General features: G+C 33.7%; 24 protein-coding genes and 1 tRNA gene. 14 read left to right on the forward strand and 11 right to left on the reverse strand.

What is annotated here, in order from left to right:
* Window positions 1-127: 127 nt before the first annotated feature.
* The 3 genes from LBV24_RS02610 to LBV24_RS02620 form a co-directional block, all read right to left on the reverse strand.
* Window positions 128-1,153: a serine hydrolase domain-containing protein gene (locus LBV24_RS02610; protein ID WP_224477031.1), complete on the reverse strand. Its 1,026-nt coding sequence runs from the start codon at window positions 1,151-1,153 to the stop codon at window positions 128-130.
* A 410-nt stretch (window positions 1,154-1,563) separates the two neighbouring features.
* On the reverse strand, window positions 1,564-4,164 hold the full coding sequence (locus tag LBV24_RS02615) for a DUF262 domain-containing protein (RefSeq protein WP_224477032.1): 2,601 nt from the start codon (window positions 4,162-4,164) through the stop codon (window positions 1,564-1,566).
* A 354-nt stretch (window positions 4,165-4,518) separates the two neighbouring features.
* Window positions 4,519-4,848 (reverse strand): Arm DNA-binding domain-containing protein, encoded by a 330-nt coding sequence (locus LBV24_RS02620; protein WP_224477033.1) that lies wholly within the window; start codon window positions 4,846-4,848, stop codon window positions 4,519-4,521.
* A gap of 14 nt (window positions 4,849-4,862) precedes the next feature.
* Between LBV24_RS02620 and LBV24_RS02625 the strand changes: the two genes are divergently transcribed.
* Window positions 4,863-5,453 carry a hypothetical protein gene (locus tag LBV24_RS02625; RefSeq protein ID WP_224477034.1) on the forward strand — a complete coding sequence of 197 codons (591 nt, stop codon included), beginning with the start codon at window positions 4,863-4,865 and terminating at the stop codon, window positions 5,451-5,453.
* 242 nt (window positions 5,454-5,695) lie between these two features.
* On the opposite strand, the gene LBV24_RS02630 is transcribed toward LBV24_RS02625, so the two are convergent.
* The 5 genes from LBV24_RS02630 to LBV24_RS02650 all read right to left on the reverse strand — a co-directional run bounded on the left by LBV24_RS02630 (window position 5,696) and on the right by LBV24_RS02650 (window position 13,088).
* Window positions 5,696-5,769: transfer RNA gene (locus LBV24_RS02630), tRNA-Asp, on the reverse strand.
* 76 nt (window positions 5,770-5,845) lie between these two features.
* Window positions 5,846-6,775, reverse strand: coding sequence for a DUF58 domain-containing protein (locus LBV24_RS02635; RefSeq protein ID WP_224477035.1), 930 nt, complete (start codon window positions 6,773-6,775; stop codon window positions 5,846-5,848).
* A gap of 67 nt (window positions 6,776-6,842) precedes the next feature.
* Window positions 6,843-7,160, reverse strand: coding sequence for a thioredoxin (trxA, locus tag LBV24_RS02640; protein ID WP_114302150.1), 318 nt, complete (start codon window positions 7,158-7,160; stop codon window positions 6,843-6,845).
* Between the two features lie 116 nt (window positions 7,161-7,276).
* Window positions 7,277-11,662, reverse strand: a complete 4,386-nt coding sequence (gene dnaE, locus LBV24_RS02645; protein ID WP_224477036.1) for a DNA polymerase III subunit alpha — start codon at window positions 11,660-11,662, stop codon at window positions 7,277-7,279.
* 136 nt (window positions 11,663-11,798) lie between these two features.
* Window positions 11,799-13,088 (reverse strand): DUF6252 family protein, encoded by a 1,290-nt coding sequence (locus tag LBV24_RS02650; protein WP_224477037.1) that lies wholly within the window; start codon window positions 13,086-13,088, stop codon window positions 11,799-11,801.
* Between the two features lie 170 nt (window positions 13,089-13,258).
* On the opposite strand from LBV24_RS02650, the gene LBV24_RS02655 reads away from it, so the two are divergent.
* From LBV24_RS02655 to LBV24_RS02680, 6 genes are all read left to right on the forward strand, one after another.
* Entirely contained in the window at window positions 13,259-13,774 is a 516-nt protein-coding gene (locus LBV24_RS02655; RefSeq protein ID WP_224477038.1) for a 30S ribosomal protein S16, read from the forward strand.
* Between the two features lie 64 nt (window positions 13,775-13,838).
* On the forward strand, window positions 13,839-14,363 hold the full coding sequence (gene rimM, locus LBV24_RS02660; protein ID WP_224477039.1) for a ribosome maturation factor RimM: 525 nt from the start codon (window positions 13,839-13,841) through the stop codon (window positions 14,361-14,363).
* Between the two features lie 15 nt (window positions 14,364-14,378).
* A complete protein-coding gene (locus LBV24_RS02665) occupies window positions 14,379-15,092 on the forward strand; it encodes a tRNA1(Val) (adenine(37)-N6)-methyltransferase (RefSeq protein ID WP_224477040.1) in 714 nt (237 codons plus the stop codon).
* 62 nt (window positions 15,093-15,154) lie between these two features.
* On the forward strand, window positions 15,155-16,333 hold the full coding sequence (locus LBV24_RS02670) for an acyl-CoA dehydrogenase family protein (protein ID WP_224477041.1): 1,179 nt from the start codon (window positions 15,155-15,157) through the stop codon (window positions 16,331-16,333).
* 78 nt (window positions 16,334-16,411) lie between these two features.
* Window positions 16,412-17,101 (forward strand): GDSL-type esterase/lipase family protein, encoded by a 690-nt coding sequence (locus LBV24_RS02675; protein WP_224477042.1) that lies wholly within the window; start codon window positions 16,412-16,414, stop codon window positions 17,099-17,101.
* 18 nt (window positions 17,102-17,119) lie between these two features.
* Window positions 17,120-18,016 (forward strand): metallophosphoesterase family protein, encoded by an 897-nt coding sequence (locus tag LBV24_RS02680; RefSeq protein WP_224477043.1) that lies wholly within the window; start codon window positions 17,120-17,122, stop codon window positions 18,014-18,016.
* 13 nt (window positions 18,017-18,029) lie between these two features.
* On the opposite strand, the gene LBV24_RS02685 is transcribed toward LBV24_RS02680, so the two are convergent.
* Window positions 18,030-18,356, reverse strand: a complete 327-nt coding sequence (locus LBV24_RS02685; protein ID WP_224477044.1) for a 2Fe-2S iron-sulfur cluster-binding family protein — start codon at window positions 18,354-18,356, stop codon at window positions 18,030-18,032.
* Between the two features lie 188 nt (window positions 18,357-18,544).
* On the opposite strand from LBV24_RS02685, the gene LBV24_RS02690 reads away from it, so the two are divergent.
* The 7 genes from LBV24_RS02690 to LBV24_RS02720 are packed head-to-tail and all read left to right on the forward strand — an operon-like array spanning window position 18,545 to window position 24,012.
* Window positions 18,545-18,973 (forward strand): SoxR reducing system RseC family protein, encoded by a 429-nt coding sequence (locus LBV24_RS02690; RefSeq protein ID WP_224477045.1) that lies wholly within the window; start codon window positions 18,545-18,547, stop codon window positions 18,971-18,973.
* Between the two features lie 5 nt (window positions 18,974-18,978).
* Window positions 18,979-19,911: a Fe-S cluster domain-containing protein gene (locus LBV24_RS02695; RefSeq protein ID WP_224477046.1), complete on the forward strand. Its 933-nt coding sequence runs from the start codon at window positions 18,979-18,981 to the stop codon at window positions 19,909-19,911.
* On the forward strand, window positions 19,904-21,232 hold the full coding sequence (gene rsxC / locus LBV24_RS02700) for an electron transport complex subunit RsxC (RefSeq protein WP_224477047.1): 1,329 nt from the start codon (window positions 19,904-19,906) through the stop codon (window positions 21,230-21,232). The genes LBV24_RS02695 and rsxC overlap by 8 nt, the downstream gene beginning before the upstream one ends.
* Before the next feature lies 1 nt (window position 21,233).
* On the forward strand, window positions 21,234-22,238 hold the full coding sequence (locus LBV24_RS02705) for an RnfABCDGE type electron transport complex subunit D (RefSeq protein ID WP_224477048.1): 1,005 nt from the start codon (window positions 21,234-21,236) through the stop codon (window positions 22,236-22,238).
* Window positions 22,239-22,240: 2 nt separating this feature from the next.
* Window positions 22,241-22,825 (forward strand): RnfABCDGE type electron transport complex subunit G, encoded by a 585-nt coding sequence (locus LBV24_RS02710; protein WP_224477049.1) that lies wholly within the window; start codon window positions 22,241-22,243, stop codon window positions 22,823-22,825.
* 5 nt (window positions 22,826-22,830) lie between these two features.
* On the forward strand, window positions 22,831-23,433 hold the full coding sequence (locus LBV24_RS02715; protein ID WP_224477050.1) for an RnfABCDGE type electron transport complex subunit E: 603 nt from the start codon (window positions 22,831-22,833) through the stop codon (window positions 23,431-23,433).
* Window positions 23,434-23,436: 3 nt separating this feature from the next.
* Window positions 23,437-24,012: an electron transport complex protein RnfA gene (locus LBV24_RS02720; RefSeq protein WP_224477051.1), complete on the forward strand. Its 576-nt coding sequence runs from the start codon at window positions 23,437-23,439 to the stop codon at window positions 24,010-24,012.
* Window positions 24,013-24,015: 3 nt separating this feature from the next.
* Here the strand turns inward: LBV24_RS02720 and LBV24_RS02725 are convergent, their stop codons facing one another.
* Together LBV24_RS02725 and LBV24_RS02730 are read right to left on the reverse strand one after the other, a co-directional pair.
* A complete protein-coding gene (locus LBV24_RS02725; protein WP_224477052.1) occupies window positions 24,016-25,026 on the reverse strand; it encodes a 2-oxoacid:ferredoxin oxidoreductase subunit beta in 1,011 nt (336 codons plus the stop codon).
* 1 nt (window position 25,027) lies between these two features.
* Window positions 25,028-26,884 carry a 2-oxoacid:acceptor oxidoreductase subunit alpha gene (locus LBV24_RS02730; RefSeq protein WP_224477053.1) on the reverse strand — a complete coding sequence of 619 codons (1,857 nt, stop codon included), beginning with the start codon at window positions 26,882-26,884 and terminating at the stop codon, window positions 25,028-25,030.
* Between the last annotated feature and the right edge of the window lie 73 nt (window positions 26,885-26,957).

Consider the following 26,957-nt stretch of genomic DNA (forward strand, 5'->3'; position numbering starts at 1 on the left):
ACTTATAAATTCGTTGTATTACATATTTATTCGTTGAAATACATATATTTTTAACATTTTATAGGAAAGCATAGTCTCAAAACAAAAAAGTATCCCGGTTTTCTTATAGAAAAAGAGATAATTGAATTTATAGTTTCTTCTGATTACGTCCAAATCCAATAAGGGTATTGCTAATTTCCCATATTGGATCCAAGACAGCCTGATTACTTAAAAGGACAACCGTGACACCTTGTTCTCTATAGGAAAGTAGAAGTGCGCTAGCTCCCGATTGACCGCCAATTCGATGGCAAACCCAACCAAGAGAATTGTGCTCCCAAATATTCCAACCAAGTCCAGCGTTCTCATCAAGAACTTTACCATCTGTCTTAATAACAGATACCATTAGATCAATATTCTTCTGAGAGATTAACTTACCAGAATTCCATGCATTATAAAATAATAACAGATCATTAGGTGTAGAAAGAAGACCTCCAGCAGGATAGATGTTACTTAGATCGTTGTTAACATCTAGGACGATTTTTCCATCTTCTTTTTTATAAAGTTTTACTTGTTGAATTTTTGGACTATTTTTATTTTCAATGAAGGTATGATTCATACCAGCTACATCTAGAATATGTGTTTTTAAATTATCAAAATAAGATTTGCCTGTAGCTGCCTCAATCACTGCACCCAATAAAGTATATCCATAAGAGGTATACTTATATTTTGTGCCAGGTTTAAACTTTAGTTTTCGGTCTTCAAATAACCTAGACGCTTCCCTTAAATTATTGAAATGAACAAAAGATCTGTTTTCATTACCCTTATAATGACTAATTCCTGATGTATGAGCAAGCAAATGAATGACCTTTATTGCTCCTTTGCGGTCTAAAGGATAATTTGGGATATAGGTTTGAATAGGCTCATTGAGATCTAGTACACCAAGTTCTACCAATCGTAATACCAAGGTTGCAGTTAAAACTTTACTAACTGAGCCCACACGATATAAGGATTCTGTGCTTGCTGTCATTTGACTATCCAAATCAGAATACCCTGAAGATCCTACCCATGTTATCTTTCCATCAACCAGAATCCCAGCTGAGACTGAAGGGATTTGGTGTGTTTTTACCACCTCTATTAGATATGAGTTAATAGAATCATTCGATACCTGACCCATAATAAGGTTAGTTATTATCATAAAAATAATTGACCAACAAGAGATAGGTCTCATAAACTACTAATTTTAAATGTAAATGATTTTAAGCTTCTTAAATTTAATAATTATATGCTAATCGAACAAAGCGGAAGTCATTAAACAAAAAAGCATCCCGATTTTCTATTAGAAAAAAGGAAAGCCTTTCATTGGTAAATATCCAATTTTATTGGATTTCTTCTACGTCTCAGAATTAATCTGAGCACAACACAACGTCTTAATATTGAAAAAGCTTCTTATGGAGAAGCTTTTTGCGGTCTGGACGGGACTCGAAAATCAAGGGTTTTTATAAGTACAGAAGTGATACTGTCTTTATGTTTTTATCAAAAATAAATTTTGCATAATCGATAGTTAGAGATTAATTTTTATCTGACCTAATCAATTTTTGGACCTTTTTTTCTATTCTCTGTACTATGTGCTAATCCCATATTTTCAATACTATCCTCCCCTTGAAAAGATAAAGGAATGGTATGATCAACCTCGAGATCATCCATGTCAAAAATTTGAACATCACTGATAGAAGACTTATAATCTTGCTTTTTTAACATTTCCTCTTTTTCCTTCAGGCTCAACTTTCTTTTCCTAACAGCTTGTGAAGTATAATTTTTTAGAAAAATTTGTTTCCTAGATTCAAATAAATCTACAAGTGGCTTTTGGCCATTATCATCTTTTTGTAAACCCCTATGCTTTAAATTAATTATTCTAAAAAGCTCCAAGAGATCATTTTTCATTTCTAATCTCTTATATTTTACAAGATTAAAGTTTGATTTATGTATGAGTAACCATAAAAAATAAATGTTTTGTAGTTTTCTTGTATTTCCAACTTTTATGAATTTTTCCAATTCAGATGAAAGAAATCCTTCTACAGTTTCATTGTCTTTTTTATTTCTATCAATTAAAATAAGTCTTAAAATTTTTATTACACTTTTTACTTTTTTGATTGATTTAAATAAATCCTCCTTGACTTTTTCATCATTACTAGCTTTAAGTAATAAAGAATTTATTTTGGTTTTGGATTTTACTCTGGCATTTAATTTTGATGTTATAACCCCATCCAAATCAATATTATCTTTTTGATATACATCAATAACTTTTGGGTCTTTCGAAAAATGGTTTTCTATATAGACTAACGAGGTTATTAGTTCCTCATTTTCCATTCTATCCCGATCAGATTTTTTAATTATTTTTTTTATGTAAAACCAATCTTCTAAATTCTTTTTAAGGGATTTAATTTGTTCAATTAAATCAACATCCACCCAAGAATTCCACATTTCAAATGAATTGGTCTTTATCGGATATGGTTTATCATTTAATCTTATAAACAGATCAATCGGGTTAAAGTTCGGATTTTTATTTGCATCAATTTCAACAATATAAAGTTGAAAATCATAAATTTTATCCTTTTCCTGTTCGCTCAAATCACTAAAGCGTAAACCATTTAATTCCGTCAAAATTCTTAACCCCTTTAGGATAAATTTATCATCTTTTGACTTTCTTACCTTATCGTCTTGATCTGTATATGTTGAACCAGTGAAACCTAATAAGGTTAGTAGCCTTTGCTGTCCATCAATTACCTCATAAACATCATCTAATCTTTTAAAAATGAATATTGGGGGTAGTTTAATCCCTAAAAGAACACTCTCAATTATAGATGATTTTTTTTGCTTATCAATAACCTCAACACGTTGATAGGATGGTCTTACTAAGAACTTTCTTCGGTTCATTTTTCTAGTAACATCATCAATTGACATATTTGAGGGTTCAGGTTTTGATAATCCAATATCTTTTAACTTTTCAAGCTTCGTTGTAGATTTCTTGTTCCTAATTTGCTTTTTGATTCTATCTATCTTCGAACTAGAATCTATATAAGCTGAGAGATTCATTCCAAACTCAGTTTCAAAAAATTGTTGAGTAATAATATATCTGTTGATAATGTTCTCTCTTCTAGTACTATACTCTGTTGAAAAATATTCGATGTTTTCATTTACGAATTCTGAGCATTTCTTTATCAATTCTTTTTCATACTTTATGATGATATTTTCCTTTTCTAGAATACTGAATCCCCAAAATAAGGATCTCATTGCAAGGTGGTTTGATTTTAATTCATTGTTGGCAGAGTTTGTGATTACCTTATTTAAAAACTCAATTTTTGATTCAAAATTTTTAAAAATACTTCCTTCATTGATATCTGAATTCTTAATAAAAAATTCATATAGTTTTTCGGAGACCTTCTTTGAGCCTCCTTTTGCATATTGTTCAATTGGATATAATGGAAGGACTATTTCTAACCTAATTTGTGAAACTATCTTTGCCAGAGAAATTGGTCGATAAATTTTACTTGAATGTCCAATAAATAAGACATCCATGAATTTCTTCTTTGTTCTTTCATTTCTTAATTTAGTTTTGAAGAAATTTGATAAACCATCTTTATCATATCTTGCGTCATCGACCTCTTCTTTTTTTAACGGAGTAATACCCGAGTTATATCTTAAAAAAATTTCCTTCTTAACCTTATCTTGTAAGGCTTTATCTAAAGGAGGATGATTTACAATTTGAAAATGAATAATTCTAATTTTGCAATCTAAGAAATGCTCTAATAAGTCGTTAGATTTTTTTGATAAATTACTGTATTTCAGATTTTTCAATTGGGTTAAAATTGTAAGACCGTTTGGTTTTAAACTAAACTGATCTTCCATAAATCTTTTAATGGTTTCATATCTTTGCCTACCATCAATAATTTCAACACCGTAGTCACTATCAAAAAATATTAAAGGAGGTAATTCTGTTCCAAGAAATATACTTTCAATAAAATGAGTTGCCTTATTGTCATCCCAGACATAATTTCTTTGGTAATATGGACTATAGTTAGTTTTATTTTTCATTCTCTCAGTAAAGAGATTATCTATACTTTTTTGAGAGGATTCAATTTTTATGTGGTCCTTGAATATATCTTCAAATGTACTGTCGTATTTCATATCTTGATAATGATTGAACGTTCGATATTAGTTAATTAAATATACTTAATGATTTTTTACTTCCTGACACCATTTCATTTATAGGTTAACATCATTCATTCATGAATAAAGTTCGATATTATTGACCCTACAAACCGAAAACTAGTAGGTTAATTCTTAAAGATACAGAAATTAAAAAACAAACACAATGAAAGATAGAATGGTAGTATTTTTATTAAATTTTTTATTTATAGTCTTTCCAAGACCACAAACGAATTTAAAATAGATAGTATTTAAAGTACTTTAGCATATATAATAAATAAAAAGGACACCTATTAGATGCCCTTTCACTTTTAAGTTATACTTTAAATTCATTCATAACTCCATTTTAGGGGTTTCACCTTTATACTGCTTGTAGATATCATGTACATTAAAATCACTTCCCTTAACCTGCAGAAATAAAAAAGCCTGACTAAGTTTTGTCTTAATAAGGCTCAATTGTGTGTTTATTAGTTCTGCATCAGGTTCTGGGGGTTCAACAGATTGTGTTTTGCTGTTCCAATTTTTATATTTTACAAAATGTCCTGATGAAAATTGCTTTCTCATATTATTTATAGTTATTCTTATGTAAATAGGTATTCTATTATCTTTACGTAGTCTATTTCTTGCAACGACATAGCGTATATTCATTTTGTGTTTAATCATAATATTTATTTTAAATGAAAAAAATTAATAATGTGTCACCAAATAGTCCGACTAAAGATGAAGCATTTGTAAAAAATTATCTTGATTCTAGAGGAATTAGGTATAAAGCAGAATATAGAATTGATAACCTTAAAGGTGACTTAAAATACTCCTACAGAGTGGTTGATTTTTACTTGGTGAACCTAGGTACTTATGTAGAATATTATGGACTATATAACGCTACAAGAAAAATAAGAGCTGAATATGATTTAAAGACTAAGGTCTACATAGAGAATAATTTACCTACAATCATAATATATCCTCATGAATTAGGATATTTAGATTTTGCATTTCACTTTAAATTACTCAAACTATTAAGAATTAAGAAATTCCATAGCACATCAAAAATACTTAGATACAAGTTCAATAGATACTTAACTATTGGTAAGTCATACGTTTTCTTTATTGCGATAGCTTGTTTCATCATAGGAATACAATCTTTAATACAGTCAATCGATAACTATGACTTATTCTTTACTATCTATTTAATTGGTATGGCTTTTTCAGTTGCGCTTATGGGCTATTTTCTTAGAAATCTTTATTTAGTTATGGTTCGAGACTATTAAAAAATGTTACCTGTTAGATTTCAATGATACCTTATTGGACACCTTTTAGTAGGATAAAATTTGCAAATACTTAAAGTAACCCTCATTAAACAAAAAAGCATCCCGATTTTCTAAAAGAAAAAAGGAAAGCCTTTCATTGGTAAATATTCAACAAAAATTGAATTTCTACTACGTCTCAGAATTAATCTGAGCACAACACAACGTCTTAATATTGAAAAAGCTTCTTATGGAGAAGCTTTTTGCGGTCTGGACGGGACTCGAACCCGCGACCCCCTGCGTGACAGGCAGATATTCTAACCAGCTGAACTACCAGACCGTTGCGTAATTGCGAGGGCAAATATACATTGCATTTTTAATTTCACAAACAAAAAAGAGAAAAAATAGGTATTTATCTAAACAAATTTTTGTCGCTCTATCATGTAGGTCGTAAGGATATTATTAAACCCTGAATTTATATCGGCCTCAACATATTTTATTCTGTATTGACCACATTTTAATTTTAGGTTCTTAAAGTAGTCTGCCACTGCCTTCTCATAATTAACTTTAACATTATCTGGATAGAGATTAATAAACTCTCCTGTTTCTATATCTATGAAACGCTTTGGTCTATTGTCAAAATTGAAAGTAAGTTCCTTTTCCTTATCAAAAACATGAAAAAGAACTACTTCATGTTTATTGTGTTTTAAATGCCTTAGAGCCTCAAACAACTTTTCATCACCTTCTGATGTTTGAAACATGTCTGTAAAAACAAATATCAAAGATCTTCTATGGATTTTATCTGCAATTTGATGTAAATATTTGTACGTCTCCGTAGTTTGAGTCTTAGGCTTTGCAACAACTGCCTCACTTAACTTTGTGAGCAACATTTGATGATGTCGTTCACTTCCCTTTTCTGGTGAATAAAAGTCATACTTATCACTATATATGCTCAATCCAACAGCGTCACGTTGTTTTTTAAGTATGTTCATTAATGAGGCACTGGCAAGAGCTGAAAATGCAATTTTATTAAGATTATCAATTGTCGTACCTGCCGATTCTGGATAATGCATTGAGCTACTATTATCTACAATGAGATGACATCTGAGATTTGTTTCTTCATCATAACGTTTGGTATACAATCGGTCTGTTTTGGCATATAATTTCCAATCAATGTGTTTAGTACTTTCTCCATGATTGTAAATTTTATGCTCAGCAAATTCAGCAGAAAAACCATGAAACGGACTTTTATGCATCCCAGCTATAAACCCTTCAACAACTTGTTTCGCAAGTAACTCTAGGTTTTTAAATCCACCAACTTTGTTTAATTCTGATCTTAAATCCATATTGTACCGAAACTAAAAAAGGTTTGCCGTAAAGACAAACCTTTTATCATTTCTTTTAGAGTATAGCTTATAATAATGCATCTATAGCATCTGCATAAGCATTTTTAGGTGCTACACCTACCTGACGTCCTACAACTTCTCCGTTTTGAAAAACTAACACTGTTGGGATGTTTCTAACACCATATTTAGCAGCAAATTCCTGATTTGAATCTACATCTACTTTTCCAACAACAGCTTTACCTTCATATTCTTTACTTATCTCATCGATAATTGGTCCAACCATGCGACAAGGTCCACACCAAGCTGCCCAAAAATCCACCATTACTGGCTTATCACTTTTTAATACTGTTTCTTCAAAAGTTGCATCTGTTATTTCTAATGCCATAATATTTATTTTAATGTATTTTACTTCTATTTTATATGCAATATTAGTCAAAAAAAATGCCAAACCTTACATGGGCTGTATTTGTTTTGGCAATGCAACCATTGTTTGGTTTTATGCTAATTCAACTTATATTTTACATCGCATTCTTCTAATTCATTCAGGAGTTCTTGGGAAATTTTCACCTTTTGCTTTCTGCTTGGCATAATCAACTTTAATTTTTCGGCGTTATCGTAAACTACGAAGTTCAAAGCGTGCTTTCCATCATGCATATTAAACATCTCTTTCAATTCTGAAATTTTACCCTCACCTAAATCATCTATACTTAGTTGTATTGATAATTTCTTCGCATATGTATCCATAACGTCATGTAACAATTGAAAATTGTTAAACTGTATTCGTGGATCACCTTTCTTTCCTGTTTCCCTATTTGTCCATCCTTCTTTTACAAATGCTCGTACATAGACAAATGAATTGATAACAAAAAAGTGTCTAAATTTTAAATAGTCCTCACCAAAAATCCTGAATTCATGACTATCTGTATAATCTTCTATTGTGAACAATGCCCAGCCTTTACCTTGTTTACTCACCCTATGTTGCACATCTGTAACTACACCTCCAAAGGTAATTTCTCGATTTAGAATTGCATCCAAGTCATTAAAAACAGAGATGTTACCGTTACAAAATGTTTGCATTTCAATTTTAAAATCATCTAAAGGATGACCAGAAATATAAATTCCCACAACCTCTTTCTCACGCGATAGCTTTTCCATTGTTCCCCAATCCTCACATGGTGGAACTTGTGGCTCCGCTATCTGTACATCACTCGAATCTCCAAACAAACTTACCTGAGCGGAGTTCTCATTTTCTTGATACTTGGCCCCAAACCTTATGGCTTTCTCTAAAAAGGTAATACCATCTCCATCATGTGCAAAATACTGAGCGCGATGCGTGCCTTCAAAGCAATCAAATCCACCAGCATTTGCTAATCCTTCAAATGATTTCTTATTTGCAGCCCTTAAATCAATGCGCTTCGCTAAATCGAAAATAGATCTAAAATTGCCGTCTTTTTTTCTATTCTCCACAATCGTTTTAACAGCTCCATGACCTACACCCTTAATAGCACCCATTCCAAAGCGAACGGCATTATCCTGATTTACCGAAAACTTATAATAACTTTCATTAACGCTTGGTCCCAAAACTGGTAAACGCATACGCTTACATTCCTCCATAAAGAATGTCACAGACTTAATGTCATTCATATTATTAGAGAGCACCGCTGCCATATATTCTGCAGGATAATGTGCTTTTAAATATGCTGTTTGATAGGCAATCCAAGCATAACAAGTAGAATGTGATTTATTAAAAGCGTAACTAGCAAATGCCTCCCAATCTTTCCATATTTTTTCGAGCTTTTCCTTGTCCATACCTTTGGCGGCTGCCTGATCTATGAACTTTGGCTTCATTTTATCTAAAACCGCCTTTTGTTTCTTACCCATTGCTTTACGCAAAACATCAGCTTCACCTTTTGTGAAGTCAGCTAGTTTTTGTGATAACAACATCACTTGCTCTTGATAAACAGTAATGCCATAAGTTTCCTTAAGATATTCCTCCATTTCAGGTAAATCATAAATGATTTCCTCCTTACCATGTTTCCGATTAATAAAACTAGGAATATACTCCATTGGTCCAGGACGATACAATGCATTCATGGCAATTAAATCATCAAAAACAGTTGGTTTAAGATGTTTCATGTGCTTCTGCATTCCAGGTGATTCATATTGGAATATCCCTACGGTTTCACCTTTTTGGAAAAGTTCATATGTCTTTTCATCATCTAATGGGAAATTTTCAGGATCGAGAGTAATGCCATGTTTTGCTTTGACAATTTTTACGGTATCCTTTATTAATGTCAAGGTTTTCAAACCTAAGAAATCCATTTTTAGAAGCCCTGCACTTTCTACTACAGAGTTATCAAACTGGGTTACATATAGGTCAGAGTCTTTAGCCGTTGCAACAGGCACATAATTAGTAATATCGCCAGGAGTTATAATAACTCCACAGGCATGAATACCAGTATTTCTAACAGAACCTTCTAAAACTCTAGCCTGATTTACCGTTTCAGCTTGTAAATCTTCACCCTCTGAAATATTAAGAAGTTGATTAACCTTTAGAAGTTCCTCTTGCCTAAATTTTTGTGCTAACTCTTTTTCGCTTTTACCAAATATCTTGCCCAACTTTGACATGTTGGGTATTAACTTGGCAATATGGTCGGCCTCGTTTAGTGGTAAATCTAAAACTCGAGCTGTATCCCTTATAGAAGACTTAGCAGCCATAGTACCATAAGTAATGATTTGAGCTACTTGGTTAGCACCATATTTATCGATTACATATTGCATCACCCGTCCTCGTCCTTCATCGTCAAAATCTATATCAATATCTGGCATGCTGACACGATCTGGATTTAGGAATCTCTCAAAAAGTAAGTCGTACTTTATTGGGTCAATATTTGTAATCCACAGGCAATAGGCAACAACAGATCCGGCAGCAGATCCTCGACCTGGGCCAACGGATACATCCATATTACGCGCTTCTCGAATAAAATCTTCAACTATTAAGAAATACCCAGGATATCCAGTATTTTCAATAACACTAAGTTCAAAGTCAATACGCTCTTTTATATCTGGGGTTATTTCGCCATAACGCTTTTTTGCACCTTCAAAAGTTAAGTGTTTTAAATAAGCATTTTCACCTCTTTTACCTCCATCTTCTATATCCAGAGAGTCTTTAAACTCCTCTGGAATATCGAATGCAGGCAGCAACACATCTCTTGCAAGTTGATATGGTTCAATTTTTTCTACAATCTCTTGAATATTGATTATTGCCTCAGGAATATCTCTAAACAGTGCCTTCATTTCTTCTGAAGACTTAAAATAATATTCTTGATTTGGCAATCCATAACGATAACCTCTACCTCTACCTATGGGTGTGTTTTGTTTTTCACCATCCTTTACACAAAGTAAAATATCATGGGCGTTTGCATTTTCTTGTTCAACGTAATAGGTGTTATTGGTTGCCACCAATTTTATATTGTGCTTTTTAGAAAATTGCACAAGTATTTGGTTAACACGATTTTCATCTTCTTGATTGTGACGCATTAACTCAATGTATAAATCATCACCAAAAGTCTCTTTCCACCAAATAAGGGCTTCCTCAGCCTGATTTTCTCCTACATTCAATACTTTACTTGGCACCTCACCATAAAGGTTACCTGTAAGGCAGATTAAATCTTCTTTATATTGTTCAATTAAGGCTTTATCAATTCTTGGAACATAATAAAATCCATCTGTAAATGCCGCAGAAGATAGCTTAGCAAGATTATGATACCCATTTTTATTTTTTGCTAAAAGTACTATTTGATAGCCATTATCCTTTCGGGTTTTATCTTTATGATCTTCACAAACAAAAAATTCACAACCAACTATAGGTTTTATGATTTTACCCTTTTTCTCTGCTCCGTTTTCCTCTGCCGTTTTATGCTGTTGCCTAATACTTTTATTATGATTTGCAACAGCACTTACAAAATGGAATGCGCCCATCATATTACCATGATCTGTCAAGGCAACTGCTGGCATTTCCTCTTTTGCAGATGCTTCAACCAAATCCTGAACACTAATAGTGGATTGCAGAATTGAAAATTGAGAATGATTATGAAGATGCACAAAATCAACATCTGCAAGTAATTGTTTTGTCTCCTGATTAGTTTCTACTGAAATTGTTTCAGATTGTTCTCTTTGTAATCTTTCATTAATCTTGGCACTTTCACGCTTTAAATTAATGTGCTTTAGACCAATTAATTGAATTGACTCTGGATTAACTTGAGAGAACGCTTCAAAATAATCAGGCTGAACATCTAGTTCTTCTTTTGTGTATTCTCTTCTTCGAATTAATTCGAGAAAACACCTTGTCGTAGCTTCCACATCCGCCGTAGCATTATGTGCCTCAGCAAAAGGTTGATTAAATAAATACTGGTGTAATTCAGTTAAAGTAGGTAACTTAAATTTACCCCCTCTACCACCTGGTATTTTACAAAGTAATGCTGTATGTTCCGTACACGTATCCAAGACTGGTAACTCTTGAAGTGGATTAGCCACATCTTCCCTAACAAACTCAGCTCCCATTATATTTAGATCGAATTTCACATTCTGACCTACAACAAACTTTGTCCGATTTAACGCATCATTGAATTTATCCAATACTTGAGTTAGAGGAACTCCCTTTTCTTGAGCCAACTCCGTAGATATACCATGAATCTTTTCTGCATCAAATGGAATATTAAATCCATTTGGTTGAATTAAATAATCCTGATGTTCTATACAATTACCCATTGAGTCATGCAACTGCCATGCAATCTGGATAGCCCTAGGCCAATTATCAGTATCTGTTATAGGTGCATCCCAACGCTTTGGTAAACCTGTCGTTTCGGTATCAAAAATTAAATACATAGAGCTCGTTTGACTTAAAAAATCAGAACTTTAAAATTAACAAATTATGGTACTTTAATAAAATGAAGTTATAAACAGTTGTAAACAAAAAACGCTACCTCTTCGGTAGCGTTTTGAATAATTTTTTATAATTTATTTATGTATCTAAATAATCTGGAACACCATCTCCGTCTGTATCCACAGCATCCACTGGGTCACCATCTCCATTAGGATCAGCATTTTCATTGATGGTTAAAATACCATCGCCATCATCATCATTATCTAAATAGTCTGGTATGCCATCTCCATCACTGTCTCCCGTTTCAAAATTCGAAAGAATTCCATCGCCATCGTCATCACTATCTAAATAGTCAACATCTCCATCTCCATCGGTGTCAATAGGGTCTCCATTAGCATCAAACCCCTCATCGATTGTTAATACGCCATCTCCATCATCATCATCATCTAAATAATTCACAATCCCATCGCCATCACTATCATCGTTACCAAAATTACCATCGCCATTAAAATCTTCTAGAATATTTGCTATTCCATCTCCATCGTTATCATTACAATTAAGATCATTAAAGATTAACTGGGTACTACCATCTCCAGGTCCACAAGTATTTATTTCCTCCAGAAGGTAAAATCTATATTGCTCGCAAAGTGCTATATAAGTTCCTATTGTTGCGCCGCTAAATTGTGATTCAGCTTCGAGTCTATTGGCGATAGTTTGTTCACATGAAATTTGACAATCTCCTAATGAATCTATAATTGCCTGAATTGCACCATCTACATCACCACAATAATTACGTTGCGTATTTAATGCAGCAACATAATTGTTACATGCATTTGCTAATGCAGTTGGATCAATAAAATCTAATTCTGGTGCAAAAGTCGCTTCATATGCTATTCTAGCCGCTATCACATCAGCTTGAACATCATCACAAGTTATCGGATCTGCTGGGAATGCACCAAACTCTAATGGTACTTTATAAAAAATTCCATTTGTATATCCAATTGAATTCAAACCGGAATCGTCAAAAGCTAAGAATCTATATGTACCTGTAAAAGTTGCATTAACCAAGTCTATTTCATCTATTATAATCTCGCCAAGTTCAGGATAAACTGATACACTTTCATCTGGCCTATTATTTGTGGAAAACCTAGTATCAAAAGCGTCTCTGTATACAGCTTCAATAGTGTTTACATCACCCACAATGTAAGTTCCTTCTGTTGCAGATGGCACTTTTAACTCTACTGTCTCGATATTGTTAGTCCCTACAATAGTTAAAAAACCATTTGCTTCAATACCTGCATAAAAAACTTCGGCTCTCCAAAGTTCATTTTCTCTATCACCTTGAAAAGCAGGATTGTTAAATTGTATTTCATCACCACAACCAAAAACTAATAGGCATGTAAGAATTACGAGGAGTGTTTTTTTCATTCTAATATTGCAAATTTTATATAGATTCAAATATAACGGATCAAGCCAGTCAAAAGTATAATATTTTTTAATATTGACTAATGTTCATTAAACACTTGGAAATTAAAAAAATGTTTTATCTTTGCGCCCTCATTAATAACAGAGGTCGAGAACCTCACTAATTAATTATTATGCCTGTAAAAATCAGATTGCAAAGACACGGTAAAAAAGGAAAACCTTATTACTGGATTGTAGCGGCAGATGCTCGCGCAAAGAGAGATGGTAAATACCTTGAAAAATTAGGTGCTTACAATCCAAACACTAACCCAGCAACTATTGACTTGAATTTAGATAAGTCTGTAGAATGGTTACAGAATGGTGCACAACCAACTGACACTGCTAGAGCTATTTTATCTTATAAAGGTGCTCTATTGAAAAATCACTTAGCTGGTGGTGTAAAAAAAGGTGCATTAACTGAAGAACAAGCTGAGAGTAAATTCAATGCTTGGTTAGAAGAGAAAGCAACGAAAGTTCAAGCTAAAGCCGATGGTTTATCTAAAGCAGACGCAGAGGCTAAAGCATTAGCTTTAGAAGCTGAGAAAGCTGTTAACGAAGCCAGAATTGCTGCGGCGGCACCAGTTGAAGAAGCAGAAGAGGCTGAAGAAGCTACTACTGAAGAAACAACAGCTTCAAACGAAGAAGAATAAAAATTAAATTTTTATACTTTTAAACTCCGATAGTTTCTATCGGAGTTTTTTATTTATTACTGTCATGAAAAAGGATAAATGTTTCTATTTAGGTAAGATTGTAAAAAAATACAGTTTCAAGGGTGAACTATTGGCAAAATTAGACACTGATGAACCTGATTTATATAATAATCTGGATGCCATATTCGTTGATTTACGCGGAAATTTGGTTCCTTTTTTCATTGAACGGTCGCAATTACATAAATCTGATTTGCTTAGACTAAAATTTGAAGATGTTGACAGCGAAGCTGATGCCGATTCCCTTCTTAAATCAGATCTTTATTTACCATTAGATTTGTTACCTAAACTAGAAGGTGACAAATTTTATTTTCATGAGGTTATTGGCTTTAGTATAAAGGACAAAAATTTTGGTGAAGTTGGTATTATAAAGAATATAAATGACTCTACAGCTCAGGCACTTTTTGAAATTGATAGAGATGGGACTGAAATCCTAATTCCTATGAACGACGAATTTATCGTTAAGATTGACAGGAAAAACAAAACCATACACGTTAATACACCTGAAGGTTTAATAGATCTCTACCTTTAAAGGCAATATAAATAGATGTCAAAGCCATTTAAATTCAAACAATTTTCGGTAAACCAAGATAAATGTGCCATGAAAATTGGCACGGATGGTGTTTTACTTGGTTCATGGTCTCCCATCAACCATCAACCCTTTTCAATTTTAGATATAGGTTCGGGTACAGGAATCATTTCATTAATGCTCGCTCAAAGAAGTACTGCACAAATTATTGAAGCTATAGAAATTGATGGTGATGCTTATGAACAGTGCTCAGAAAATTTCGAGAATTCACCATGGAACGATCGTCTATTTTGTTACCACGCATCACTATTAGAGTTTGTTGAGGAAGTGGATGAGGAATACGACTCCATAATATGTAATCCTCCTTTTTATTCTGAAAATTATAAGTCAAATAACAAAGCTCGTGATATTGCTAGATTTAATGACGCTATGCCTTTTGAACACCTTGTTTATGGGATTTCAAAACTTTTAAGCCCTGATGGCATTTTCTCAACAATAATAACATACAAAGAAGAAAAGAAGTTTATAGATTTTGCAAATCAAGCTAATCTGAAACTGATAAAACTTACTAGAGTTAAAGGCACTGAAAATTCAGAAATTAAAAGAAGTTTAATGTCCTTTTCATTTCATTCTCACGAACCAGAAATTTCAAATTTAATCATTGAAAATTCGCGTCATAATTATACAGAGGACTATATAGAATTAACCAAAGATTTTTACTTGAAAATGTAAGACTTTAGGTTGGGCAATGAAAACGTTTTCGTTACTTTTGTTTTATAAATTTTATTGCAATTATGAAGCCAGATTTATTTGAAGCTCCAGATTATTATAATCTTGATGATCTGTTTACAGAAGAACATAAATTAGTAAGAGATGCCGCTAGAGAATGGGTAAAACGAGACATCTCACCTATTATTGAAGAATACGCACAACGTGCGGAATTCCCAAAACAAATTATAAATGGATTGGCAGAAATTGGTGCGTTTGGGCCTTATATTCCTGAAGAATATGGAGGTGCAGGATTGGACCAAATATCGTATGGGCTCATAATGCAAGAAATTGAGCGCGGTGATTCTGGTGTTAGAAGTACAGCCTCAGTACAATCTTCATTAGTTATGTACCCTATTTGGAAATATGGTACTGAAGAACAATGCCAAAAATATTTACCGAAATTAGCTTCTGGAGAATGGATGGGCTCGTTTGGTTTAACTGAACCTGACCACGGTAGCAATCCTGGCGGAATGACTACTAACTTTAAAGATATGGGAGACCACTATCTTTTAAATGGTGCTAAACTTTGGATTAGTAATTCACCTTTCTGTAACATTGCCGTGGTTTGGGCAAAAAATGAAGAAGGTCGTATTCATGGCTTAATTGTAGAACGCGGTATGGAAGGGTTTTCAACACCTGAGACACATAACAAATGGTCTTTAAGAGCCTCTGCCACAGGAGAGTTGATTTTTCAAGATGTTAAGGTGCCAAAGGAGAACTTACTTCCTAACAAATCTGGTTTAGGTGCACCTTTAGGTTGTTTAGATTCTGCACGTTTTGGAATTGCTTGGGGAGCTATTGGCGCGGCCATGGATTGTTATGATACTGCATTGCGTTATTCTAAAGAACGTATTCAATTTGGTAAGCCAATTGGAGCATTTCAGTTGCAACAAAAAAAGCTTGCAGAAATGATTACCGAAATCACAAAAGCACAGCTTCTTGCTTTCAGATTAGGTCAGTTAAAAAATGAAAACAAAGCAACATCAGCTCAGATCTCAATGGCAAAACGAAATAATGTTGAGATGGCAATTAAAATTGCTCGTGAAGCAAGGCAAATGCTTGGTGGAATGGGCATAACAGGAGAATACAGTATAATGAGGCATATGATGAATTTAGAGAGTGTGATTACTTATGAAGGAACGCATGATATTCATCTACTTATTACTGGTTTAGATATTACGGGTTTAAATGCTTTTAAATAGAGAGCAGTCAATAAAAATAGAAAATGCCTTCACTTAATGGAGGCATTTTTCGTTTGAGTTTGTTGTATCTTTACAAGTATGAAAAAGATATATCTACTGATTATATTTATTTGCTCATTTAGCTGTGATTCAGATGATAATGATCCTATTATTCCCAAATCATTTAAAATTCTGTCCTTAGGAGATAGCTACACAAAAGGCCAAGGCGTATGTGATACATGCGGATACCCAGTGCAATTAAAAGATAGTTTAGTTACAAAGTTTAATGTGCAAGACACTTTTAACCTTAAGGTAATTGCTGAAACTGGATGGAATACTTCAAATTTGATAAGTGCAATAAATGAGGATAACCCCTCAAATGACTATGACTTGGTAACACTATTAATTGGAGTCAACAATCAATTTCAAAACAGACCATTCACTTGGTTCGAAGAAGATTTCCCAGAGCTAGTAAATAAGGCTACAGAACTAGCCAAAGGCGAAAAAGAAAATGTAATAATTATATCAATTCCTGATTATGCCAATACAGGTTTTGGTCAAGCATTTGGAGGATCAACTATTACAGATGAATTAACAATTTACAACACATATATCGAGAATTTCTGTAATGAAAATAGCTACAACTTAGTTGATGCTCAAAATCTAATTTTTGAAGGTTTAACAAATCCTGAACTCATAGCACCAGACAATTTGCACCCTTCTGAATTTGCCTATTCTCAATTAGTTACTCAATTACTTCCCTTAGCATTTGAAATACTAATGGAATAAATTGCTTAAATTCGATTTATGTCTTCAAAACGTAGATTAAGCATAGCTTATAAAAATGCACTTAGAATCTCATTCAATGACGATTCTAAATTCATTCTTTTTAGTGATTGTCATAGAGGGGACAATAGCTTTGCAGACGATTTTGCAAACAACCGTAACATCTACTTCCATGCATTAAAACATTATTATAATAATGGGTTTCATTATTGTGAATTAGGCGATGGTGATGAATTATGGGAGAATCTATCTTTTACTTCAATCTTACATGCTCATAAAAATGTTTTCATGCTCATGAAGCAATTTCATGATGAAGAACGACTACATATGATTTGGGGCAATCATGATATGGTTTATCGTAACAAAAATTATGTTAATAAACACCTCAACACGTATTTTGATCCTAAAACTGGCAATGACGAAGAATTGTTTTGCGACATAAAATATCATGAAGGCATTGTACTTGAAAATATCGACACAAACCAAGAACTATTTTTATGCCATGGTCATCAAGCAGATTGGTGGAATTATCTTTTTTGGAAATGGAGTCGATTCATGGTTAGGATTTTATGGAAGCCTCTGAACGTTATGGGAATTGCAGACCCAACAAGTCCCGCAAAAAACTACAAAGAACTCATTAAGGTTGAACGACGCACAAAAAAATGGATAATTGAAAATGAAAATTTAATTACCATTACGGGTCACACCCACAGACCACGTTTTCCCGAACCTGGAGATATTGCATTTTTTAATGACGGTAGCTGTGTTCATCCTAGGAGTATTACTGGACTAGAAATTGAAAATGGTAAAATTGCCCTTATAAAATGGCAAATTTCTACAGCAGATGATGGTACATTAAAAATTGTGAGGGTATTATTAGAAGGCCCGACTCCTCTAATTGATTATAAAACTGAATGATAAATTAACGTCTCTAAGATTCAGGAGCCAGCTCTACCTCCAAACCTTCAGTGTCTGGAGTTATTGGTATTTGACATCCCAATCTACTATTTTCTTTTACATAAAAAGCTTCAGATAACATTGCTTCTTCATCGTCAGTCATTTCTGGCAAGTCTGTATCACTTAAAACATAACATTGACAAGAAGCACACATTACCATACCACCGCATACGCCAACAGTACCTTCTGGAGCAAGTTCATAAGACCTTACCACTTCCATAAGATTCATTGCCATATCTGTAGGAGCTAGCACCTCATGAGGTGTACCTTCTCTATCAGTTATTTTTATTGTAACGTCCATGTTTTAAAAAAATACGAGCAAAAATAAGTGAAACTGACTAAAAAATTATCATTTGACAGTCCCATATAGCCCAAGTCCTCTAAATTTTATGAAAAATTAACGGTATTCTTAACCTGACATAAGTCATATAATCCCTGAGTTCAAATAACTAATTTAGTCTTTCGTGATTAGGCAAAGAATAACTATTAATGAATTCCCATCAAAAAAATAAAAACACTTTTGTCCACGCTGGTGTTATTTCTAAAATAAACAGTGACTCTGTTATTGTAACTCTTGAACAAAATATACAATGTGAGTCTTGTCATGTTAAAGGAAGTTGTGGTCTTTCAGAGTTTAGTGTAAAACAAGTTGAAGTCTCTGATTCTATACATTCTTTTAAGATTAACGAACAGGTAGATGTTATCTTAAAAAAAGCATTGGGTTTAAAGGCGGTATTTTGGGCGTATGTATTCCCATTTATTCTAATGTTCTCTACATTAATAATTACTTCGTCTTTTTTAAAAGAGTGGCAAGCTGGTTTAATATCACTTGTTGTAATAGTTCCTTATTACTATGTGCTTTATTTATTAAAAAACACACTCAAAAGTGCCTTTAAAATATCCATATTAAAAATCTAATAATTATGTCTGATTCAGTCTTAAATAGTGTGTTTTTACTAGTCTCTTTGGGAGTGATTGCAGCCATTATACTATATGTAGTTTCTAAAAAGTTTTACGTTTATGAAAATCCCTTAATTGGTGATGTAAACGATATACTACCCGCAGCTAATTGTGGAGGTTGTGGTTCTCCAGGATGTAAAGCATTTGCCGAGAAACTTGTTGATACCGACGATATTTCAGAGTTGTTTTGTCCAGTTGGAGGAAATGATGTTATGAAGCAAGTATCTGAAATTTTAGGAAAAGAAGTTGCAGAAAAAGACCCTACAGTAGCAGTTGTCCTTTGTCAAGGAGGTTGTGACGTTAGGCCAAAAACTACTATTTACCAAGGTCCAAGAACATGTGCTATTTCAGCAATGGTATATGGTGGCGAAACCGATTGTCAATATGGTTGTTTAGGCGATGGTGATTGTGTAGCGGTATGCGATTTTGGTGCAATGCATATGGATGAAAATACAGGCTTACCTGTAATTGACACAGATAAATGTACGTCTTGTGAAGCCTGTGTAAAAGCATGTCCAAGAGACATTATTGAAATGCGTCCACGTAATAAGCGAGACTTAAAAATATTTGTTGGATGTCTTAACGAAGACAAAGCAGGTATTGCTAAAAAGGCTTGTGATGTAGCATGTATTGGGTGCTCTAAATGTGAAGACATTTGTCCAAAAGATGCAGTAATTATGACCGACACACTGGCTTATATCGACCCTGTGGCATGTACACTTTGTAGAAAGTGTGTTGAAGTATGCCCAACTCATTCCATTATAGAAACTAATTTTCCACCTAAAAAAGTAAAAAAACCAAAAGACGTAAAAACCAAAGCAAAAAAGGACAAGGCAGAAAAAGTAACGGCAGACACAGCCCAAGTAAAATCTGAAAAAACACAAGCAAATGCTTAAAACATTTCCAAAAGGTGGCATTCATCCTGAAGAAAACAAAATAACGTCTTCAAAAGCGATTAAAAGAATACCTGTCCCTAAGATTGTTTATGTTCCGATTGCACAACATATTGGTATCCCTTCAGAAATAATTGTAGAAAAAAAAGATAAGGTTGAAATTGGCCAAGTAATAGCTAAGTCTGGTGGATTTGTGTCATCAAATATTCATACACCAGTGGCTGGAACTGTTACAAAGCTAGATATGATTGTTGATTCAAGTGGCTATAAAAAACAATGTATCGTCATTAGAACCGATCAAAAAAATGAATCAAATTTTGAAGTCCCTGATTTTCCTTTAAAAAAGGAGATAACCATGGATCAAAAAGACATCTTACAACATATTACCGATTCTGGTATTGTAGGTTTAGGTGGTGCTACTTTTCCATCTCATGTTAAACTAGATCTTAAAAATGACAATAAGGTTGATTGTTTGATTATTAATGGTGTAGAATGTGAACCCTATTTAACGGCCGATCATAGATTAATGCTAGAAAAAGCAGAAGAGATCATTGTTGGTATACAAATATTAATGCATGCCTTACATATTAACAAAGCTGTTATCGGAATTGAAAACAACAAAAAAGATGCTATTGCTGTTCTAAAAGAAGCAACACGAGACGACAAAAGAATTAAGGTAGCGGCTTTAAAGGTGAAATACCCTCAAGGCAGTGAAAAGCAACTTATCAAGGCAATTCTAAAACGAGAAGTTCCTAAGGGCGGATTACCAATGGACGTTGGTGTTATTGTACACAATGTCGGGACTATATACGCAATATATCAGGCTGTACAATACGACCAACCTTTAATAGAACGTGTTGTAACTGTAACTGGAAAGAATTTGGAGAACGCCTCTAATTTTTGGGTGAAAATTGGCACACCTATTAAAGATTTAGTTGCTGAAGTAGGTGGCTTACCAGAAGGTACCAGAAAAATTGTGAATGGTGGGCCAATGATGGGAAAAGCCATAAAAAATACTGATGTACCTGTTACTAAAGGTACGTCTGGGATATTAGTTATATCTGAAGAAGAAGCAAGCAGGCAAGAATCTAAAAACTGTATTCGTTGCGGTCAATGTGTATTTGTTTGCCCAATGGGATTAGAACCACATTTATTAATGAATTTATCAGAAAAAGGCTTATATGAACGCCTTTCGGATGAAGATGTAATGACATGCATTGAGTGCGGTTCTTGTAGTTATGTTTGCCCATCCCACAGACCATTATTAGACTATATAAGATTTGGAAAAAGTATTGTTAAAAAATTAAATACTGCAAAGAATTAATATGGCAGATCCAATTATTATTTCAGCCTCACCTCATGTTCATTCAGCCAGAACATCAAAAAAAGTAATGTATGATGTGCTCTATGCATTGATCCCAGCCTTTTTGGTATCTATTTACGTGTTTGGAATTAGTGCTTTAATACTTACATCAGTTGCAATAATATCATGTATAGTTTTTGAATATCTAATTCAAAAATATCTTTTAAAAACAGAAATTACAATAACCGATGGCTCTGCCTTGATTACGGGTATTTTATTGGCATTTAATCTACCAACAAACTTGCCTATATATATGATTATTGTTGGTTCTTTAATTGCTATTGGAGTTGCAAAACTCTCTTTTGGTGGCTTGGGTTATAACATTTTTAACCCTGCACTAGTTGGTCGTGTATTTTTGTTAGTTTGTTTTCCGGTTCAAATGACGTCTTGGCCAACCGCCATTGAGAATAATTTATCAATAGACGCAATTACTGGCGAAACTACACTTGGTATCATCAAAGAAGGACTAATGTACGGTGAAACAATGACTACAATTAGTGAAAGAATACCTTCATCCATGGAATTGCTTCTTGGTTTAACCAGTGGATCTGCTGGCGAAATGTCTGCTTTGGCATTACTTCTAGGTGGAATCTTTTTAATTGTAAGAAAAGTGATTACCTGGCACATACCTGTAACCATTATTGTAACCATGGCCATAATGACGGGAATCTTTTGGTTAGTGAATCCAGAGCTATACGCAAGCCCAATAATTCATATTCTTTCTGGTGGTGCTATTTTAGGAGCATTCTATATGGCAACTGATTTAGTGACTAGCCCCATGACTAAAAAAGGTATGGTAATTTTTGCAGTTGGGATTGCAATTATTACGGTAGTTATAAGGCTGTTTGGTGCCTATCCTGAAGGAATTTCATTCGCGATATTAATTATGAATGCTTTTGTTCCGCTTATTGACAAGTATTTTAAACCGAGGAGATTTGGAAACAAAATCAAATCAAAAATCATATAATTATGAGCAAAAAAGAATCTACTTTTTTTAATATGATTATTGCACTTGTTGTCATTACAATTGTTGCGGGTGCATCTCTTGGTTTTATAAACGATATTACTGAAGGCCCAAAAGCCCAAGCCAAATTAGAGAAAAAGATAAATGCCTTAAAACAAGTTTTACCTGAATTTAACAATAGTCCGGTTGAAGAGGTACTACTCTATAAACCTAAAAATATCAAAGACAGTATCGAAATCTATTTTGGGTCATTAAATGATAGTCATATTGGGACAGCTGTTATTGGTTCCTCTGAAAGAGGTTATAGCGGATTGGTAAAAATAATGGTAGGGTTTAACCCTGACGAAAGCATTAAAAATATTGTAGTTCTTGAACAAAAGGAAACACCAGGTTTGGGAACAAAGATGAAAGATGAAAGATTTATAAGACAGTTTAGAGGTAAGAAACCTTCAGAATTTAACTTAAAGCCAACAAAGGATGGTGGCGATGTTGACGCTATTACTGGAGCAACTATTTCTACACGTGCTTTTGGTGAAGCTACTCAAATGGCTTACGATGTACTTGTAGAAACTAAACAATCTAAAAACTAGGCATCATGGCAGAGAAAATAACTCAAAAAGAAAACTTTATTAAGGGAATCATAAAAGACAACCCTGTTTTTGTGATGCTATTAGGTATGTGTCCTACATTGGGTGTTACATCGTCAGCTTTTAATGGACTGGGGATGGGAATTGCAACCCTGTTCGTTTTGTTTATGTCCAATGCTGTAGTATCCATGATTAAATCGCAAATACCTAATAAGGTTAGAATACCCGCTTTTATTATCATTATTGCTTCATTTGTAACTATAGTGGAAATGGTTTTAGAAGCCTATATTCCTTTTTTATATGAACAACTTGGAATTTTCATACCATTAATAGTAGTAAACTGTTTAATCTTAGGGCGTGCTGAAGCATTTGCATCAAAAAACGACCTTTGGTCATCTATTGTTGATGCATTAGGTATGGGAATTGGATTCACAATAGCATTAACTGCTTTAGGTGCAGTACGGGAGATTTTTGGAAGCGGAAGTATATTTGATTTCCGTTTTGTATCAGAGGATGCAAACACATTAATACTTTTTATCCTACCTCCTGGTGCTTTTATTGCATTGGCATATTTATCAGTAGTATTCAACAAAGTATCTAAAACAAACTAACAAATGGAATATATTTTAATCCTTATAGCTGCTGTTTTTGTAAACAATATTGTTCTATCCCAGTTTTTAGGAATATGTCCCTTTTTAGGTGTTTCTAACAAAGTTTCTACGTCTGTAGGAATGTCTGGAGCAGTGTTATTTGTTATGACCATTGCAACTACCGTAACTTACTTATTACATGAATATATTTTAGTACCTGCTGGACTAAACTATTTAAGAACCATCACTTTTATTTTGGTCATTGCAGCATTAGTGCAAATGGTAGAAATTATATTAAAAAAAGTAAGCCCTCCTTTGTATCAAGCTTTGGGTGTTTTTCTTCCGCTTATTACAACTAACTGTGCGGTCTTAGGTGTAGCAATTTTAGCCTTAGGATTAGAAAATAGTAGCTTATTAAAAGCCGTATTTTTTGCAATATCAAATGCTATTGGCTTTGCTTTGGCATTAATAGTTTTTGCAAGTATTAGGGAAAGGCTAGAATTAGCTAATATACCTGAAGGCATGAAAGGTGTACCAATAAACTTATTGGTTGCCGGACTTTTATCATTAGCTTTTTTAGGTTTTGCTGCCTTGGTTTAAGAATCAATGAACTTCATAAGTCTCACTTGAAAACAATAAATCATCAACTTTCGTAAAACTTGATTTTGATTTAACTTCTGTAGTTAACGCATCTTCCCTTTCTTCTAAGGTAATATCATCAAAACTTCTTATGATACCAGTAACTAGTGGGTATTCTAATCTTACAAGCATTTGATGCAAGGTTGGGTCTTCATCATGAGCATTATGAACTAAAATATCTTTTTCTTCAATACCGTTTTCTCCTATAGTTACAACCTCTAATTTTAGTCCATTTAAGACCAATCCTTTGTCCTTATTTTTTCCAAATATCATAGGCTTACCATGTTCCACAAAGATTTGTTTGTCCTCTCTGACATTTTTATCCGTGTATTTAGAAAAACAACCATCATTAAATATTACACAGTTTTGTAATACTTCAATTAAAGAAGTACCATTGAACTTTTCAGCTTCTATAAAGATCTGAGTCATTTCTTTTGGTGCGTTACCGCCAATTCTTGCAAAAAATCTGGCTTGAGCTCCAATTGCCAACTCACCAGGTTGAAATGGAGGTTGTGTATTTCCGTAAGGTGATGATTTTGTTTTTTGACCAACGAGAGAGGTCGGTGAAAATTGGCCTTTGGTTAAACCATAAATCTCGTTATTAAAGAGGACGATATTCAAATCTATATTTCTTCTTAACACATGGATAAAATGGTTTCCTCCAATAGCCATTGCATCACCGTCTCCAGTAATAACCCAAACACTTAAATCTGGATTTGCCAATTTAACACCAGATGCAATTGCTGGTGCTCTACCATGAATACCATGCATACCATAAGTATCCATATAATATGGAAAACGAGAAGAACAGCCTATACCTGAAATAAAAACCACATCTTCTTTCTTAACACCCATTTCAGGAAGTGCTTTCTGCATTGAACGTAAAATAACATAGTCATCACAACCAGGACACCATCTTACTTCCTGATCACTCGCAAAATCTTTGAATGTATATTTATCAACAGTTGTTTCCATATCAGTTTAGTAATTGGTTAAACTTATTTATAAGTTCAGTATTTCCAAAAGGCAAGCCTTGTATTTTATTAAATTGTGAAATATTGAACTTATTAAAATTCATTCTTAAAATATGTACGAATTGACCGTTATTCAATTCACAAACTACAATCTTCTCGAATTTGGAAAATATTTCTTCTGTGTTTTTTGGTAGTGGGTTTATATAATTAAAATGAGCATAACCGATTTTATCATTACCTTCTTCATGCATCTGTTTCACAGCAGAATATAGACTACCGTATGTTCCTCCCCATCCAATTACAAGTAAATCACCAGATTCAACAAATTCAGTTTTTAGGTCTGGTATATAATTTTGAACACGCTTAATTTTTTCAGCTCTTGTTTTAGTCATGAATTCGTGATTCTCCGGAACATAAGATACATTACCTGTAATCTTATCTTTCTCCAAACCACCTATTCTATGTTCTAAACCAAATGTTCCAGGCACTGCCCAATTTCGAGCTAGCGTGTTTTTGTCTCTGTCATATGGTTGCCAATTTTCAGAGACTTCAGTAATCTTATGGTTTTTAATTTCAGGCATTTCAGATACTTGTTTTATTTTCCAAGGTTCTGATCCGTTGGCAATATATCCATCCGTTAATAAAATAACTGGTGTCATGTGTTCTAAAGCCAATTTAGAAGCTTGATAAGCATAATTAAAGCAATCTGCAGGTGTGCTAGCCGCAATAACTATAACAGGACTCTCACCATTTCTTCCGTACATGGCCTGTAATAAATCCGATTGTTCCGTTTTTGTAGGTAAACCTGTAGAAGGGCCACCTCTTTGTACATTAACTACAACCAATGGTAATTCTACCATCATGGCTAAACCTAATGCCTCACTTTTTAATGCAAGGCCTGGACCTGACGTAGTTGTTATGGCTAAATCACCAGCAAATGAAGCACCTATTGCTGAATTTATACCAGCAATTTCATCTTCAGCCTGAAATGCCTTCACTCCAAAGTGTTTATGTTTTACAAGTTCGTGCAAGATGTCAGTCGCAGGAGTAATTGGGTAAGATCCTAAAAACAATTCCAAACCAGATTTCTCGGCTGCTGCCAAAAATCCCCAGGCTGTTGCTGTATTACCACTAATAATTCTGTAGGTGCCTGGAGGCATTTTTGCTGGTGAAATTGTAAATGAATTTGGTATTAATTCTAAAGTTTCAGCAAAATAATAACCAGCATTAAGTGCCTTTGTATTAGACTCAATTAGATGAGGTTTGGATGAGAATTTGTTTTTGAAAAAGTTGATCGTATGCTCTGTAGAGCGGTGATACATCCAGTACACCATACCCAAAGCGAACATGTTTTTACTTCTAGTAATACTTTTATTATCTAAACCTTCAACACCTTTCAAAGCTTCTCTTGTCAGAGAAGATATTGAAACCTCAATTACTCTGTAATTATCAAGTGTTCCATCTTCCAACGGGCTAATATCATATTGCGCCTTTTGCAGATTCTTTTTATTAAAGGAATCCGTATCTACAATTATTGTATGGCCAGGTTTTACCGCATATAGATTTGTTTTTAATCCTGCTGGATTCATTACCACTAATAAATCTACCTCATCACCAGGCGTACTAATCTCTATACTTCCTATATGCACCTGAAATCCAGATACGCCATATAAACTGCCTTGTGGTGCTCTAATTTCTGATGGATAGTTTGGAAATGTTGCTACATCATTTCCAAACATAGCAGAAGTATCTGAAAATTGCGTCCCTGTAAGTTGCATTCCATCTCCTGAATCTCCAACAAATCGTATAACAACAGCTTCTAAAACTTCAGGTTGTGCATCTTCTAAATGAATATTCATAACAAGTTAGTATTATTCAATTCTAAGTATATTGAACCGCATAACGGTTTTATGTCAAATTTACCTTCTGTGG

The sequence above is a fragment of the Winogradskyella vincentii genome (assembly GCF_020166345.1).
In the GTDB taxonomy this organism is placed as follows: domain Bacteria; phylum Bacteroidota; class Bacteroidia; order Flavobacteriales; family Flavobacteriaceae; genus Winogradskyella; species Winogradskyella vincentii.